This is a genomic window from Pseudarthrobacter sp. NPDC059871 (genome assembly GCF_042731175.1).
Lineage (GTDB): Bacteria > Actinomycetota > Actinomycetes > Actinomycetales > Micrococcaceae > Arthrobacter.
On the sequence record NZ_JBHWJV010000001.1, the window covers coordinates 581,485 to 597,300 of the forward strand.

General features: G+C 59.9%; 14 protein-coding genes. 13 read left to right on the forward strand and 1 reads right to left on the reverse strand.

What is annotated here, in order from left to right; all coding sequences use genetic code 11:
• Positions 1–233 precede the first annotated feature (233 nt).
• From nrdH to ACFV4R_RS02710, 13 genes are all read left to right on the forward strand, one after another.
• The gene (gene nrdH / locus ACFV4R_RS02650) at positions 234–479 is read left to right on the forward strand and encodes a glutaredoxin-like protein NrdH (RefSeq protein ID WP_015937305.1); all 246 of its coding nucleotides are present in this window, start codon (positions 234–236) and stop codon (positions 477–479) included.
• A 103-nt stretch (positions 480–582) separates the two neighbouring features.
• Positions 583–1,053, forward strand: coding sequence for a class Ib ribonucleoside-diphosphate reductase assembly flavoprotein NrdI (gene nrdI / locus ACFV4R_RS02655; RefSeq protein ID WP_056079970.1), 471 nt, complete (start codon positions 583–585; stop codon positions 1,051–1,053).
• A gap of 20 nt (positions 1,054–1,073) precedes the next feature.
• A complete protein-coding gene (gene nrdE, locus ACFV4R_RS02660; RefSeq protein ID WP_377202279.1) occupies positions 1,074–3,194 on the forward strand; it encodes a class 1b ribonucleoside-diphosphate reductase subunit alpha in 2,121 nt (706 codons plus the stop codon).
• Positions 3,195–3,291: 97 nt separating this feature from the next.
• The gene (nrdF, locus tag ACFV4R_RS02665; RefSeq protein ID WP_377202102.1) at positions 3,292–4,266 is read left to right on the forward strand and encodes a class 1b ribonucleoside-diphosphate reductase subunit beta; all 975 of its coding nucleotides are present in this window, start codon (positions 3,292–3,294) and stop codon (positions 4,264–4,266) included.
• 472 nt (positions 4,267–4,738) lie between these two features.
• Positions 4,739–5,248: a TIR domain-containing protein gene (locus ACFV4R_RS02670; protein WP_377202101.1), complete on the forward strand. Its 510-nt coding sequence runs from the start codon at positions 4,739–4,741 to the stop codon at positions 5,246–5,248.
• Positions 5,249–5,361: 113 nt separating this feature from the next.
• On the forward strand, positions 5,362–6,102 hold the full coding sequence (locus ACFV4R_RS02675) for a macro domain-containing protein (RefSeq protein WP_377202100.1): 741 nt from the start codon (positions 5,362–5,364) through the stop codon (positions 6,100–6,102).
• Positions 6,102–6,539, forward strand: coding sequence for an HIT family protein (locus tag ACFV4R_RS02680; RefSeq protein ID WP_377202099.1), 438 nt, complete (start codon positions 6,102–6,104; stop codon positions 6,537–6,539). The genes ACFV4R_RS02675 and ACFV4R_RS02680 overlap by 1 nt, the downstream gene beginning before the upstream one ends.
• A 70-nt stretch (positions 6,540–6,609) precedes the next feature.
• Positions 6,610–8,106, forward strand: coding sequence for an N-6 DNA methylase (locus tag ACFV4R_RS02685; protein ID WP_377202098.1), 1,497 nt, complete (start codon positions 6,610–6,612; stop codon positions 8,104–8,106).
• Positions 8,103–9,275, forward strand: a complete 1,173-nt coding sequence (locus tag ACFV4R_RS02690; RefSeq protein ID WP_377202097.1) for a restriction endonuclease subunit S — start codon at positions 8,103–8,105, stop codon at positions 9,273–9,275. The genes ACFV4R_RS02685 and ACFV4R_RS02690 overlap by 4 nt, the downstream gene beginning before the upstream one ends.
• Entirely contained in the window at positions 9,275–10,210 is a 936-nt protein-coding gene (locus ACFV4R_RS02695) for a restriction endonuclease (protein WP_377202096.1), read from the forward strand. Before ACFV4R_RS02690 ends, ACFV4R_RS02695 begins: the two co-directional genes overlap by 1 nt.
• Positions 10,211–10,330: 120 nt before the next feature.
• Positions 10,331–13,756, forward strand: a complete 3,426-nt coding sequence (locus ACFV4R_RS02700) for a DEAD/DEAH box helicase family protein (protein ID WP_377202095.1) — start codon at positions 10,331–10,333, stop codon at positions 13,754–13,756.
• A gap of 50 nt (positions 13,757–13,806) precedes the next feature.
• A complete protein-coding gene (locus tag ACFV4R_RS02705; protein ID WP_377202094.1) occupies positions 13,807–14,550 on the forward strand; it encodes a hypothetical protein in 744 nt (247 codons plus the stop codon).
• A gap of 220 nt (positions 14,551–14,770) precedes the next feature.
• Entirely contained in the window at positions 14,771–15,448 is a 678-nt protein-coding gene (locus ACFV4R_RS02710) for a DUF6308 family protein (RefSeq protein ID WP_377202093.1), read from the forward strand.
• Between the two features lie 172 nt (positions 15,449–15,620).
• Here the strand turns inward: ACFV4R_RS02710 and ACFV4R_RS02715 are convergent.
• On the reverse strand, positions 15,621–15,816 hold a 196-nt coding region (locus ACFV4R_RS02715), incomplete at its 5' end, for a hypothetical protein (protein WP_377202092.1).

The following is a 15,816-nucleotide window of genomic DNA, read 5'->3' on the forward strand; positions in this document are numbered from 1 at the left end:
TGGGGTTTAAATGTGGCTAAGTACTCCACAGGGTGTGGATGGCGTCCACGAAATCGCCGGGATTCCGGACATTTTGAAGGGGCCCGCCTGTGGATTAAAGGTGCATTAAATGACATACTTGTAATACATCATCTAGGGGTTCCTAAGCGGCGTCTGCACTACATGTAGTATCGACATACAGCTTGGACGGGGACACCGGACCAGCGAAGATTTCGACTAAGGGGACAGGGACAATGACCGTAACGGTTTACACGAAGCCTGCTTGTGTTCAGTGCAACGCCACCTACCGCGCTCTTGATAAAAAGGGCATCACCTACCAGAGCGTTGACATCTCCCAGGACGCCGAGGCACTCGACCGCCTGAAGGCGCTGGGCTACATGCAGGCTCCCGTTGTGGTCACCGACCAGGACCACTGGTCCGGCTTCCGCCCGGACAAGATCGAGGAACTGGCGCTTTCCGCAGTTTCCTCCGTGGCCTAGGAAATCCGCTTTTCCTTCAAACCAGCCAGCTGAGGTGACTTCCATCGCAGCACCAGCAGCACAGCAGGGACGCAGGGCCCTGCGCAACCACGCGGCTCAGCGCGTGGAGGTGTCCCCGCCCGTCCGGGCATCGGATGAAACCGAAGCAGTCCGGACCGGCAGCCAGCTCATCTACTTTTCCTCGACTTCCGAGAACACCAGCCGCTTCGTTGTGAAGCTCGGCCGGGAAGTGGCCCGGATCCCGCTCTACGCGAAGGACGCACCCCTCCTCGCCACCCGGCCGTTCGTGCTGGTGGTGCCCACTTATGGCGGCACCGGGGGAGAGGGGTCCGTCCCGAAGCAGGTCATCCGGTTCCTGAACAACCCGCAGAACAGGCAGCTGCTCCGCGGAGTGATCGGCGCCGGAAACACAAACTTCGGGGACAACTACTGCCTGGCGGCGGACATCATCGCCGCCAAATGCCAGGTACCCCACCTTTATCGATTCGAACTTATGGGAACGCCGGAAGACGTCACCCGGGTCAACCAAGGATTGGACACGTTTTGGACACGACTGTCGCAGACACAGAAGTAACCATGGCCCAGAAGCCGGAGATGCCTGCCGCCTACAAGGGTTTGGGCTATCACGAGCTGAACGCGATGCTTAACCTGTACGGCCCGAACGGAGAGATCCAGTTCGGCGCCGACCGCGAGGCAGCGCACCAGTACTTCCTGCAGCACGTTAACAACAACACCGTGTTCTTCCATGACCTGGAAGAGAAGCTCGAGTACCTGGTCAAGAACGACTACTACGAGCGCGAGACGCTCGACCAGTACACGATGAACTTCATCCGCGATCTCTTCAACCGCGCGTACAAGAAGAAGTTCCGCTTCGAGACCTTCCTCGGCGCGTTCAAGTTCTACACGTCCTACACGCTGAAGACGTTCGACGGCAAGCGTTTCCTGGAGCGCTACGAGGACCGCGTCTGCATGGTGGCCCTGCACCTGGCCCGCGGCGACGAAAAGCTTGCCCTCCAGATGGTGGACGAGATCATCGACGGCCGCTTCCAGCCGGCCACCCCCACATTCCTGAACGCCGGCAAGAAGCAGCGCGGCGAACTGGTCTCCTGCTTCCTGCTCCGCATCGAAGACAACATGGAGTCGATCGGCCGCTCCATCAACTCCGCCCTGCAGCTGTCCAAGCGCGGCGGCGGCGTGGCGTTTGCGCTGACCAACATCCGCGAGGTGGGCGCGCCCATCAAGCAGATCGAGAACCAGTCCTCCGGCGTCATCCCCGTGATGAAGCTCCTCGAGGACAGCTTCTCCTACGCCAACCAGCTCGGTGCCCGCCAGGGTGCCGGTGCTGTCTACCTGCACGCGCACCACCCGGACATCTACCGGTTCCTGGACACCAAGCGCGAGAACGCGGATGAGAAGATCCGCATCAAGACCCTCTCGCTGGGTGTTGTCATCCCGGACATCACGTTCGAGCTGGCCAAGAAGGATGAGGACATGTACCTGTTCTCTCCGTACGACGTCGAAAAGGTTTACGGCATGCCGTTCTCCGACGTCTCGGTCACCGAGAAGTACTACGAGATGGTGGACGACTCCCGGATCAAGAAGACCAAGATCAAGGCCCGCGAGTTCTTCCAGACCCTCGCGGAGATCCAGTTCGAATCCGGCTACCCGTACATCATGTTCGAAGACACCGTGAACCGGGCCAACCCGATCGACGGCAAGATCATCATGTCCAACCTGTGCTCGGAGATCCTCCAGGTTTCCCAGCCCACCACGTACCACGATGACCTGTCCTACGATGCCACCGGCAAGGACATCTCCTGCAACCTTGGCTCGCTGAACATCGCGAAGACCATGGATTCGCCGGACTTCGGCCTGACCATCGAGACGGCCATCCGTTCGCTGTCCGCAGTGTCCGACATGTCCAACATCACCTCCGTGCCCTCCATCGCCAAGGGCAACGACCAGAGCCACGCCATCGGCCTGGGCCAGATGAACCTGCACGGCTACCTGGCCCGCGAGCGGGTCCACTACGGCTCGGAAGAGGGCCTGGACTTTACCAACATCTACTTCTACTCGGTGGTGTTCCACGCGGTCCGCGCCTCGAACCTGCTGGCCATCGAGACCGGCCAGACGTTCGGCGGTTTCGAGAAGTCCAAGTACGCCTCGGGTGAGTTCTTCGACAAGTACACGGAGCAGGAATGGGTGCCGCAGACCGAAAAGGTCCGCGAGCTCTTCAAGGACGTGCACATCCCCACGCAGGCTGACTGGCTGGCGCTCAAGGCCTCCGTCATGGAGCACGGCATCTACAACCAGAACCTGCAGGCTGTCCCGCCCACCGGCTCGATCTCCTACATCAACAACTCCACCTCCTCCATCCACCCGGTGGCGTCCAAGATCGAGATCCGCAAGGAAGGCAAGCTGGGCCGCGTGTACTACCCGGCGCCGTACCTGACGAACGACAACCTGGAGTACTACCAGGATGCGTACGAGATCGGCTACGAGAAGGTCATCGACACCTACGCCGCCGCCACCCAGCACGTGGACCAGGGCCTGTCTCTGACGCTGTTCTTCAAGGACACCGCCACCACCCGCGACATCAACAAGGCCCAGATCTACGCCTGGAAGAAGGGCATCAAGACCATCTACTACATCCGTCTCCGCCAGCTCGCGCTGGAAGGGACGGAAGTGGAGGGTTGCGTCTCCTGCATGCTGTAGTTGTAGATTCAACTAATTAGCTCCGTACGACGGCGGGTGCCCGCCCGCCGTCGTACGCTTTGACTTAGAGAAACCCACCCAACGCTTAGGGGATGACATGACCGAGAAGGTCAAGCTGCTTAGCCACGTCGAGGCCATCAACTGGAACCGCATCCAGGACGATAAGGACGTCGACGTCTGGAACCGCCTGGTGAACAACTTCTGGCTGCCGGAGAAGGTGCCGCTGTCCAACGACGTCCAGTCATGGAACACGCTGACCCCCGTCGAGCAGCAGCTCACCATGCGCGTCTTCACCGGCCTCACCCTGCTGGACACCATCCAGGGCACCGTGGGCGCTGTCTCCCTGATCCCGGATGCGCTGACCCCGCACGAGGAAGCCGTCTACACGAACATCGCGTTCATGGAGTCTGTGCACGCCAAGAGCTACTCCTCCATCTTCTCCACGCTGGCCTCCACCAAGGAGATCGACGAAGCGTTCCGCTGGTCCACCGAGAACGAGAACCTTCAGAAGAAGGCCCAGATCGTCATGGACTACTACCAAGGAGACGACCCCCTCAAGCGCAAGGTGGCTTCCACCCTGCTGGAGAGCTTCCTGTTCTACTCGGGCTTCTACCTGCCCATGTACTGGTCCTCACGCGCCAAGCTGACGAACACGGCTGACCTGATCCGCCTGATCATCCGCGACGAAGCCGTGCACGGCTACTACATCGGCTACAAATTCCAGAAGGGCCTGGAGAGGGTTTCCGAGGAGAAGCGCCAGGAAATCAAGGACTACACCTTCGAGCTGCTCTTCGAGCTGTACGAGAACGAGGTCCAGTACACCCACGATCTCTACGACGGCGTTGGCCTGGCAGAGGACGTCAAGAAGTTCCTGCACTACAACGCCAACAAGGCCCTGATGAACCTGGGCTACGAGGCCATGTTCCCGGCGTCCGTCACCGACGTGAACCCGGCCATCCTCTCGGCACTGTCCCCGAACGCGGACGAGAACCACGACTTTTTCTCGGGCTCCGGATCCTCCTACGTGATCGGCAAGGCCGTGAACACAGAGGATGAGGACTGGGACTTCTAAGTCGTTCCTTTTTGCAGAGCAAATGGCCCCCAGCTCCATCGGGTGTGAGTTGCCAAGTTAGTTGGCACAAGTGACAAGTTAGTTGGCGAGTGACAAACGACATGGCATCCGTGACAAGTTAGTTGGCAGCGGTTTGGACGAAGGGTGGTTGGCGGCTCCGTCATATATTGCGGACCGCCAATGGCTCGTCCGCTTGGAAGTCTTGAGCTGTGAGGTCGGAGGCGCTGGTCGGCGGTTCGCGCGGTAGGTGGCGAACCTGGACTGGCAAGTTGACGTCTGAGTCTGGTCGGCGGTTAGCACACCAGATCGAGTCCCGGGACCGCTGACCCCGTCACAGCTCGAACTTCTGCCGTCCCCTGCCAAAGGCAACGGGGCACGCTGCCCGGCATACACGATTGGGCAGCACGTGCCGCCTGAGCCGAGCAATACCGAGTACACCGTCTAAAATCGCCGAGCCGCAGAGGACTGAGCAGTGTCTTATAGGAACAAGACTTACGTAGCATTCGCTAGCGAAGACATCCGGTACTACCGTCTCATGGAAGCTTGGCGCGACAACGACCACATCGGGTTCGACTTCTCGGACGCACACGACCTAGTCACGGCCCTGGATACGAGTCTGCCGGCAACGATCCGTCGGCGTTTGCGCGAGCGGCTGAATAACACGAAGCAGGTTGTACTTCTCGGCAGTGACCATGCCAGAAGAAAAGGTGGCGACGGCCAGTCCTTCCTGTCCTACGAAATCGAAACGGCCATCGAGCTGAAGTTGCCTGTGGTCGTAGCAAACCTGGACGGCGATAGAAGCATTGACAGAAAGTTCATCCCACAGCCCTTTTTGAACACCAACTACTACACTCTATCGGTGTCTTTCCAGCCAAAGATCATCATGCACGCCCTGGACGGTTACGCACCGAGCTTCGGCTCCAGCGGCAAGTCCGGACCGCATTATTATCAAGAACCTGTCTATTCAAGGCTTGGACTTTGAACAGGGGAGTCGCTAGAGATCTTCGGACCGCCCGGTTCTGGCGGACTCTTTCGATCCACTTTCTGGCCTGCTTCGGTCTGTTGGGCGCTGTCATTGGGCTCCTAGATATATTCGTGAAAGACACCCTCGATAAATTTGGTGGCTTTGGGCCAGCATCGGTGGTCCTGTTATCGCTGATATGGAGCCTTCATCGAGCTTGGCCTCGTCCTATCGAGCAGAAGTTTTCCACTCCCAACACGGAGATTCGGATCATAGAGGGGGACTTGTTCGCCCAGCCGGAGAACATTGTGGTTGGTATGGCGAATACCTTCGATACGGCAATTCCAGACATTATCCAGACCAATAGTGTTCAGGGACAGTTGCTGACTCGCGTGTTCCGCAGCGATGTCGCAAAGCTGAATAGCGAACTTTCCTCTGCGTTGGCTGGTGTTTCGCCTGTCGGCACAATCACAAAGGCAGGTAAAACGGATCAATACCCGTGGGGAACTGTTGCGCGGGTACGAGCAGGCGCAACATGCTATTTCTGTTTCGCGTACACGGAGATGAATGAGCACAATGAGGCCCGCACGACAGTGGGTTCTCTGTGGAGTAGCCTCGAGAATCTGTGGGATGAAGTCAGAAAGCACGCAAATGGCGGAGAGGTCTCAATTCCGGTAATCGGAGGGGGGCAGGCTCGGATTTCTCAGCAATTGCCAGCCCAAGACTCTATTCGGTTCATTGCCATGTCTTTCATTTTGGCGTCCCGCAAGGAAAAGGTCTGTGACAAATTGAATATTGTTGTTCGACCTCAGGATGCTCCCAGCATTGATATGTTGGAGATACAGGCCTTCCTCAAGTCGCTGCGGATGTCCTAGTGACCGATTCCAACCTGGAGGTTCCTGAAAAAGACTCCTGTGCTTTTTGCGACTATCTGAGCGGCAGACGGCCGTTTACGGTGCTATGGTCGGGGCCACTTATCGCAACATTGGTCACGCGAGAGCAGCGCGGACTACCTCATCTCTTGGTCGTGACTAAGCGTCATTGCCCAACAATCTTGGACGTGACCAGTGAGGAGTCCAAGGCGCTGATGGATGGCGTTGTCGCCGCCGCCCGAGCAATCGACCTCAACTTCAGCCGTCCCGGCATTGCCGTGTGGCAGAACAACGGTGTACCTGCCCATCAGGACATTCCGCACCTTCACTTTCATGTGGCTGGAACCCTCCCGGGTGGTGGAACCAATTGGGGTGAAGTTCGAGAGGTATCGGTCCAGGAGACCGACGAAATCGCCGACATCCTGCGCCGCGGAGTGTGAAGTGACATGCCGGTCCGGCAGCGCCGCGAGGCTGCGGGACCGAGCATCGAATACCCACTAAACTCAGACGGTGATAACAGGCGAAATCAAATCTCAGGTAGACAAGGTCTGGAACGCGTTCTGGACAGGGGGCATCTCCAACCCTCTGGAGGTGATCGAACAGATCACGTATCTGCTCTTCCTGAAGCGTCTGGACGAGAACCAGACGCGTGCGGAGAACAAGGCCAACCGCACCGGCAAGCCGGTCGAAAAACCTGTCTTCCCCGATGGCCTGGACGAGAAGGGCCGCTCCTACCAGGACTTCCGCTGGAGCAAGTTCAAGAACTTCTCCCGCGACGAGATGTACACCGTCTTCGCCGAGCACATCTTCCCGTTCCTCCGCACCGGGCTGGCTCAGCTGGCCAACGGCGAGGAATCCTCCTACGCCCAGCACATGAAAGACGCCAGATTCACTATCCCCAACGCCGGGCTGCTGGAAAAAGTCGTCGACATCATCGACGAAATCCCCATGGACGAGCGCGACACCAAGGGCGATCTCTACGAATATATGCTCGGCAAGATCGCCTCGGCGGGAACCAACGGCCAGTTCCGCACTCCCCGCCACATCATCGACCTCATGGTGAAGATGACGGCTCCCCAGCCGTTGGAAGCGATCTGCGACCCGGCCGTCGGCACTGCTGGGTTCCTCGTCCAGGCAGGGGAGTACCTGAGGAGGCAGAACCCGAACCTGCTCACCGCTCCGGAGCAGAGCAAGTTTTTCCACCACAGCCAGTTTCACGGGTACGACTTCGACAGCACCATGTTGCGCATTGGTTCGATGAACATGCTCCTGCACGGGGTGGAAAACCCCGACATCACGTACCGGGACTCGCTGGCCGACCTGCACGGTTCCGAGGAGGAAAAATACGACGTCGTCCTCGCCAACCCGCCGTTCGCCGGCAGCCTGGACTACGATAATGTCGCCAAGGACCTGCTGTCCCTGGTCAAGACCAAAAAGACCGAGCTCCTCTTCCTGGCCCTGTTCCTGAGGCTGCTTAAGCCCGGCGGCCGGGCCGCCGTGATCGTGCCCGACGGCGTGATGTTCGGCTCGTCGACGGCACACAGGGCGCTCCGGAAAATGCTGGTCGAAGACCACAAACTCGAAGGCGTGGTCAAACTCCCCTCCGGCGTCTTCAAACCTTATGCCGGCGTCTCCACCGCGATCCTGTTTTTCACAAAGACTAACTCTGGTGGCACCGACAACGTTTGGTTCTACGAAGTGACCGCGGACGGCTTTAGTCTCGACGACAAGCGCACCCCGGTGGGAACCTCAGACCTTGATGACGTCGTGTCTCGATGGCGGCAGCGGACGACGACTGAAGCCGGCCGGGCGCGCACCGATCAGTCGTTTTTGGTCCCAAAATCTGAGATCGCCGAGAACGGCTACGACCTTTCGGTCAACAGGTACAAAGAAGTTGACCACGAAGAGGTCGACCACAAGGATCCGGCCGAGATCATCGCCGCGGTTGAGGCCCTTGAGCAGGAAATCACTGTGGGATTGGCCGAGCTGAAGGTGCTGCTCAAGTGACAGCCTTAATCGAGCATCTGAAGCCCAGAGAACGCCACGACGGTTTGCGAGTCCCTTTAGGAGATGTGGCCGAATTCATAAACGGGGCGGCATTCAAGCCGACGGATTGGGGCGACGAGGGGCGTCGGATAATCCGGATCCAAAATCTAAACGACTCTACGAAGCCTTTCAATCGCACGACCAAGGACGTTCCCGAGAAGCTGAAGGTCCGCCCTGGTGATCTACTGGTCTCATGGTCGGCGTCTCTCGGCGTCTTCACCTGGGCAAACGAAGACGTTGCGGTTTTGAACCAGCATATTTTTCGCGTTGTCCCCGACTCCTCGAAAGTCGTCAAGGGCTACCTTCGGCACATGTTGACCGGGGCGCTTGTAGACATGGAGGAGCACCTGCACGGGGCGACAATGAAGCATGTGAATCGGCGAGAATTTCTGTCCACGAAGATTCCGCTCCCGCCCCTTGCAGAACAGCGCCGGATTGCGGCCATACTGGACCAGGCCGACGAGCTCCGCACCCAACGACGTCAGGCCCTCGCCCACCTCGATATTCTCACTCAGTCAATGTTCCACGATCTGTTGAGCCAAAACTCGGGGTCCGAACGGCGCCGACTCGAAGAAGTCGTAACGGCGGTCATCGACTGCCCACACACGACGCCTCAGTGGACAGAAACGGGAGTGACCTGCTTGCGTACATCCAATCTCGGCTTCGGAGGCTGGGACTGGAACGATCACCGATTCGTCTCCGAGGGTGAACATCATAAACGCTCAAAACGTGCCTACTTGGAGCCAGAGGACATCATCTTGAGCCGAGAGGGAACTGTGGGTGTGGCGGCAATCGTCCCAGAAGGCATGGTCGCTTCTCTTGGGCAGCGGTTAGTCCAAGTGCGCCCGAATCCGGAAATTGTTGTACCCCTGATGCTCCTCCACTATCTTCTGTTCACGCTCAGCCCTGTCAGAATCTCTAATCTGATGGTGGGAGCAACCTCCAAACACCTCAACGTCAAGGACCTTCGAAACCTAGCTGTCCCAGTTCCTCCTCTTGCCGCGCAGCACAAATTTGCGGCGAGGATCTCTGCTATCGAACACTTGAAGAACCAACACCGCATTCAGTTGTCCGAGACTGACGCCCTTTTCGCGTCGCTTCAGAGCCGAGCGTTCAAGGGCGAACTCTGATGAGGGAGACGACGTCTGTGATCACCGACTCGGAGGTACCGATTTGGCCGCTCTTTGTGACTCATGTGCTTCGCGCACTGTCCGACGGCGAAACACTGCACCGGCGAGACATCGTTAGCCGCGCCATCGACTCTGCGGACCTCTCTGGCGGGGCAAGGGTGGAGACCTTGAACACTGGTGGCCTCCGGTCAGAGCAGCGACTCGGCTGGGCTATCAGCAATCTCCTCAAGGCCGGGTGGATTGAACGGCCGGTCCGGGCCAATTACCGCATCACCGATGCAGGACGGGAGTGGTTCTCCAAACACCCGGAAGGTATCAGTGACTTTTCCACGGCGCGGACGCTGTTCGCGCCCTTCTGGCCCCAGTCGGATGCGCAGAAGCCGATGCTGTCCATCGTCGATGAGACGCTCGTGGAGGATATTGACCCGATCGAACAGATTGAATCCGGGATCAACCGCATTCACTCTGACGTCGGCGATGCACTCCTGACCCGTCTCCGGGAGAGTCACCCCGATTTCTTCGAGCAGGCGGTGGTCGACCTGCTCCTCAGGATGGGCTACGGCGGAGCCGAACAGCGTGGGAAGCGTATCGGCGGCAGCAATGACGGCGGCGTCGACGGGGTAATCGACCAAGACGCGCTGGGCTTGGACAGCATCTATGTGCAGGCTAAACGTTACGCCGAAGGCAATACGGTGGGGCGTGAATCTATTCAGGCCTTCGTTGGCGCTCTCCATGGTGTCGGAGCCTCGCGCGGCGTGTTTATTACCACCAGCGCTTTCACCTCGGGCGCACGGGACTACGTCAAGGCCGTTCCGTCGCGCATCATTCTGATCGACGGTCCCCGGCTTCTGGGGCTGATGATCAAGTACAGAGTGGGTGTCCAAGTGAAGCAGAGCTACGACATTGTCGAGCTCGACGAGGACTTCTTTGAGTAGCCACAAGCCTATGGAACCGATTTCGCCTTGCGGCGGGTTTGGGCTGAAAGCGGTGTTGCCGGGCCACATGCCGGTCACCACCATTTAGGCTCTAGAGAGAATTTCGACAGAGGAGTGGCAGTGGGGGATGTGAACAGCAACTTCGCTGTACTGCAGGCGGAGTGGCCGGTTATTGCGAAAGAAGCGCGGCTAGCCGAGCTGTATGCGCGGAAAGACCCTCGGTCTTCGCTGCTCTACGCGCGGCGGTCCGTCGAAGCGCTGCTGGCCTGGCTGTACGACGCCGACGACTCGCTGACGGTGCCTTACAAGAGCGATCTCAACGGCCTGATGTCGGAACCGACATTCAAGCGGCTCGCGGGCGAGACGGTCGTCAGCAAGTTCCACCTTATCCGCAAGGTCGCGAACAGCGCCATCCACACCAGTGCTGCCATCACCGTCCAGCATTCTGAGCAGACTGTTCGGGAACTCTTCCACGTCTGCATCTGGCTGGCGCTTCGCTACACCCGGGATCCTGCCAACCGCCCGGCCTCAACTGTTGAGTTCAACGGACAGTTCCTCAGCCCGATCCCTAAGCCGGGCGTTCCGGTGTCCGCCGAGAAGCCCCGCACTGCGGACCAGACGGCCAAACTCGCCGAAGAACTGGCGGCCAAGGACGCAGCGCTGGCCGCGCAGAAGCAGGACAACGAGCAGCTGCACGCCCAGCTTGAGGCCCTGCGCGCACAGATCGCCCGGGCGAAGGAAGAAAACAAGAAGCTCCCGGACAGCCACGACTATTCCGAAGCCGAAACCAGGGTCTACATCGATCTGTACCTGGGCGAAGCAGGGTGGGCACTCGACCAATCCGAGGACCGCGAATTCGAAGTCCACCACATGCCTACCCACGCCGGCCCCACAACCGGAACCGGGTTTGTGGACTACGTCCTGTGGGGATCCGACGGCCAGCCACTCGCCGTCGTCGAGGCCAAGCGGTCAGCCAAGTCACCCTACGAGGGGCAGCAGCAGGCCAAGCTTTATGCCGATGCGCTGGAGAAGGAGAGGGGCCAGCGCCCGGTTATTTACTACAGCAACGGCTACGAGCATTGGATTTGGGACGACGCCTCCGGCTATCCTCCCCGCCCTGTTCAAGGCTTCCACACGCGGGACCAGCTGCAGCTCATGGTGGACCGCCGCACCACCCGGAAACCCCTCGCCACTGCGGCCATCAATACCGAGATCGCGGGCCGCAGCTACCAGCAGGCCGCCATCCGGGCCGTCACGCATGCCCTGGAAACGGATAAGGAACGCAAGGCGCTGCTGGTGATGGCGACCGGTTCCGGCAAGACGCGCACCGTCGTCGCGCTCTCCAGCCTGCTGATGCAGGCGAACTGGGCCAAACGCGTTCTGTTCCTGGCCGACCGGGTCGCCCTGGTGGACCAGGCGGCCCGCGCCTTCAAAACCAATCTCCCCGGATCATCCCCGGTGGTGCTGGGCCGGGATGTGGAGGCTGACAGCCGCATCCACATCGCCACGTACCCGACGATGATGAACCTGATCAACGAACGGACGGACGACGACTCGGTCCTGACACAACGGTTCGGGATCGGCCACTACGACCTGATCGTCATCGATGAGGCCCACCGCTCCGTGTACCAGAAGTACCGGGCCATCTTTGACTACTTTGATGCGTATCTGGTGGGCTTGACCGCCACACCGCAGTCCGAAGTGGACCGCAACACCTATTCCCTGTTCGACATCGAGGACCACGTCCCCACGTTCGCTTACGAGCTGACGCAGGCGATCTCCGACGGCTACCTCGTACCGCCCCGGACCGTATCCACTCCGCTGAAGTTCCCGGTCGATGGAATCCGATACGAGGAACTTTCGGAGGAGGAAAAGGAGGAGTGGGACTCCGCCGAATGGGATGAGGATGGAGAGATCCCCGACGCCGTGGATCCGGCCATCCTGAACACGTGGCTGTTCAACGCCAACACCGTGGACAAGGCACTAGAAGTGCTGATGACCCGCGGGCACAAGGTCGCCGGGGGAGACCGGCTCGGAAAGACGATCATCTTCGCGAAGAACCAGAAGCACGCAGAATTCATCGCCGAACGGTTCAACACCAACTACCCCCAGTATGCGGGCACTTTCGCGAAGATCATCACGCACAGCGTCAACTACGTCTCCACCCTGATCGACGCCTTCGCCCGCGCCGAGGACAGCCCGCACATCGCCGTGTCCGTGGACATGCTCGACACCGGAATCGACGTGCCCGAAGTGGTCAACCTGCTCTTCTTCAAGGTGGTGCGCTCCAAGACAAAATTCTGGCAGATGGTGGGCCGGGGTACCCGGCTCCGGCCGGAGCTGTATGGACCTGGTGAGGACAAGCAGGACTTCTTCATCTTTGACGTCTGCCAGAACATTGAATATTTCAACGCCGAGCTGCCCGGTTCCGAGGGGTCCCTGGGACAGTCCCTGGCGCACCGCAGCTTCGCCGTCCGGGCACAGCTGCTGGCCGAAGCCAGCACGGTCGGGCTCGACGGCGACTTCGTGCCGGCACTTCAATCCGGCCTGGCGGGGCAAGTAGCGGGGCTGCCCCGGGAGAACTTCTTGGTACGCCCGCAGTTGGAGTGGGTGGAGAAGTTCTCGAAGCCCGCTTCCTGGGGCACCCTTGGCACGCAGGATCTGACGGACCTGCAGACCAGGCTGGCACCCTTGGCGACGCTGGCTTCCGCCGCCGATACGGAGGAAGCCAAACGCTTCGACCTGCTGATGTATCAGGCGCAGTTGGCTTCGCTGACCTCCGCGGCCGCCGTCGAACCGTACCGCAAGAAAATCGTCGAGATTGCCTCCGCCCTGCAGGATCAGCCGAACATCCCCGCTATCGCGGCCCAGATGCTTCTGATCCAGTCGATCCTGGAGGGAGGGGAATGGGGCCAGGTCTCGCCGCAGTGGCTTGAGCTGATCCGCGTGCGGCTCCGGGGGCTGGTGCACCTGATCGAGAAGAAGCGCCGCAAGGTGGTCTACACGAACTTCGAAGACACCCTCGGCGAGATCGTGGAAGGTGAGCTGAAGGGGACCGTGACCGGATCGGTAGATCTGGTCCGGTACCGCGAGAAGGCCCGGATGTATCTCCAGGGGTTCCTGGACCACATGGCAATCCATCGCCTACGCCGCGGGCTGCCCCTGACCGAGACAGATCTTGCCGAACTCCAGCGCATGCTGGTCGAGAGTGGCGCGGGTTCGCCCGAGGAGCTTGAAGCAGCCACTGCACAAGCCGAGGGACTTGGACTGTTTGTCCGGTCTCTGGTGGGTATGGACCGCCAGGCGGCGTTGGATTCCCTGTCGGAGTTCGTGGGGGACAAGACCCTGAACGCCAATCAGCTGCACTTCGTAGATATGATCGTCCAGCAGCTCACCGAGAACGGTGTCGTGGACGTCGGCGCTCTCTACGAGTCTCCCTACAGCGACGCTGCGCCTGCGGGGCCGGAGAGCTTGTTCCCGGAGGCGGATGTGGATCTGCTCGCCGACGCGTTGAATCGAGTACGCGTCTCCGCGATGGTGGGGTAAGCCGGCGGTCACGGTCAGGTTTGCAGTAGCCGAGTCGGAAAGGAATCTCTGTGGAAGCCGTGCCGGGTATTGCCATGTCGATGGTCGGAAAGCTGCTTGAGGAAGTCTCGTGGGAACACGCGACCAGTTACCGTCAAGGCGGCCGGGGCCGGGAGAATGTGCTCAGCGCAGAAGTCTTGATGGCGCTCGACTTCCTTCCCCGCGACCGCTTCCTCGGTGCGGCAATTCGTGCCGCCAAGGGCGCCGACCACGCCAGGAATGTCCTGGCCAAAGAGATCGAAGAAGCCGAACTTCGATTCCTGCCGGGGGATATGGCGCTCGCCCCGAACCGGTCAGGAACTGACCAGCTCGTGGTGCAGCCAGACGCTCTCGTCACTTCTCCGGGCTCTTTTGTCCTCGTTGAGGCCAAGCGCGTTCGATCGAGTTCATTCCAACCACAGCAGCTGGCAAAGGAATACGTGGCAACGATGGCGCATGCAGCTACGCGCACCCCTCTGATCCTGTTGCTGGGCGCGGCCCCTCCGGTTCTGGTCCGAGGCCGTGGCCGAATGACCCTCGAAGACGCCATTTCCGCCGAACTTGAGTCCGTACTACTACGCGCTAACAACGAGCAGCTGGCGTTGGAAGGGCTGGTTGAACGGATCCACGATGTCTTCTGCTGGATTACCTGGACGGAGCTCTCGGCCGTGATTGGCAATCAGGCTGCGGACTTCTCGACGACCGATCCGTCCGTCAACGCGTCCGTCCAGCGCCTCGCGAAATCCCTACGCTCGTCGATTGCCTGGCACGCGTAGTTGGCTGCAGCGTCCCCGGGACCATACACGCCAACGGCGGTGACCAGGTCGAAATCAGTGTGGATTTCTATTTCGGCGTCACCGGTCCGCGAACGTCCGGTGTGCCCGCACGGTGTTGCGCTGCAGAAGTGTCGAGGCGGATTCGCGCGTCGGCGCTCCCTGGAGGTCCACAGCGGCGTGCCGAGACTCGGGCGGCTCACGCGCCCGTTAGCGTGGCCCTATGACGACACTTCGAGTTGGCGGTCTCAGCGTCCCTTATGAGCAGGCCCAGAACTGGGCTACGGACTATCTGGTGAACCACCCAGGCGGTTCCGGATACCCCGCCTACGACACATATGAGGGGGCCGGGAAGGAAAGGATCGACGTCAGGCAGGCGGACCTTCTGGCAATCGCTTTGCTGAATGTCTCAAGGAACCCAATACCTACGTACTATGCCCTTGAAGCGCTCATACCAAAGCTGAACGAGCACCTCCAGGGCGTCGAATTCGACCTGCCGCTGGAGGAGGCGAGCTCGGACACCTTGGACGCCGTCGCAAAGCTTTTCAGCGTCCTCGACCCCAAGCGTCCGAAATGGGTCAAGATGACGAAGGTCGCCAAGGTGCTCGCAAGGAAGCGGCCAGGACTCATCCCGATCTATGACAAGTACGTGGCTTACTGCTATACGGACTGCACGGATGCTCCAGTCCCACCGGTGAAGGGGCGGAGCTGGGAAGCATACAGCCGGTCTTGGCTTCAAGCCGTCCAGAAAGACCTCAGCGACCAGTTGGACCATTGGCAGGCTCTGGCGGCAATCGCTCCAGGCGAGAAGATCTCAGCGTTGAGGGCGTTGGACATCGTCGCATGGCGGGCCGGCCAGCAAGGGTTTCGGAAGGACGCCGCAGTGGAATCCGATAGTTAGCCGAGCGGATCTTGCTGGGGACTGCACAGGCAACGCCGACCGCCTCCCGGGGCGGAATCACCCATTCCTGTTGACGGATCCCTGCACGCTACCAGGTGACAAAGCGCTGCGAATAAATCGCCATATCCGTCCGAGCCACACCCGAGGACCTGTCCGGCCTAGACCCGGGACTTCAGAGTCCGCGAGAATGCCACATTCGCCTCTGGGCGAAGCCAGGGCGCACATTTTGGAAGTCTGGCAAGACACTGGTGCGTGCTACGGATGCTGAGGACATGTCAGCGATGGTCGAAAACTGAGCCATTTCGCGGGCTGAAAACTGAGCCACTTTGACGCTGGTTATTCTGCCGTATTTTCCGGTCTTGTCGAGG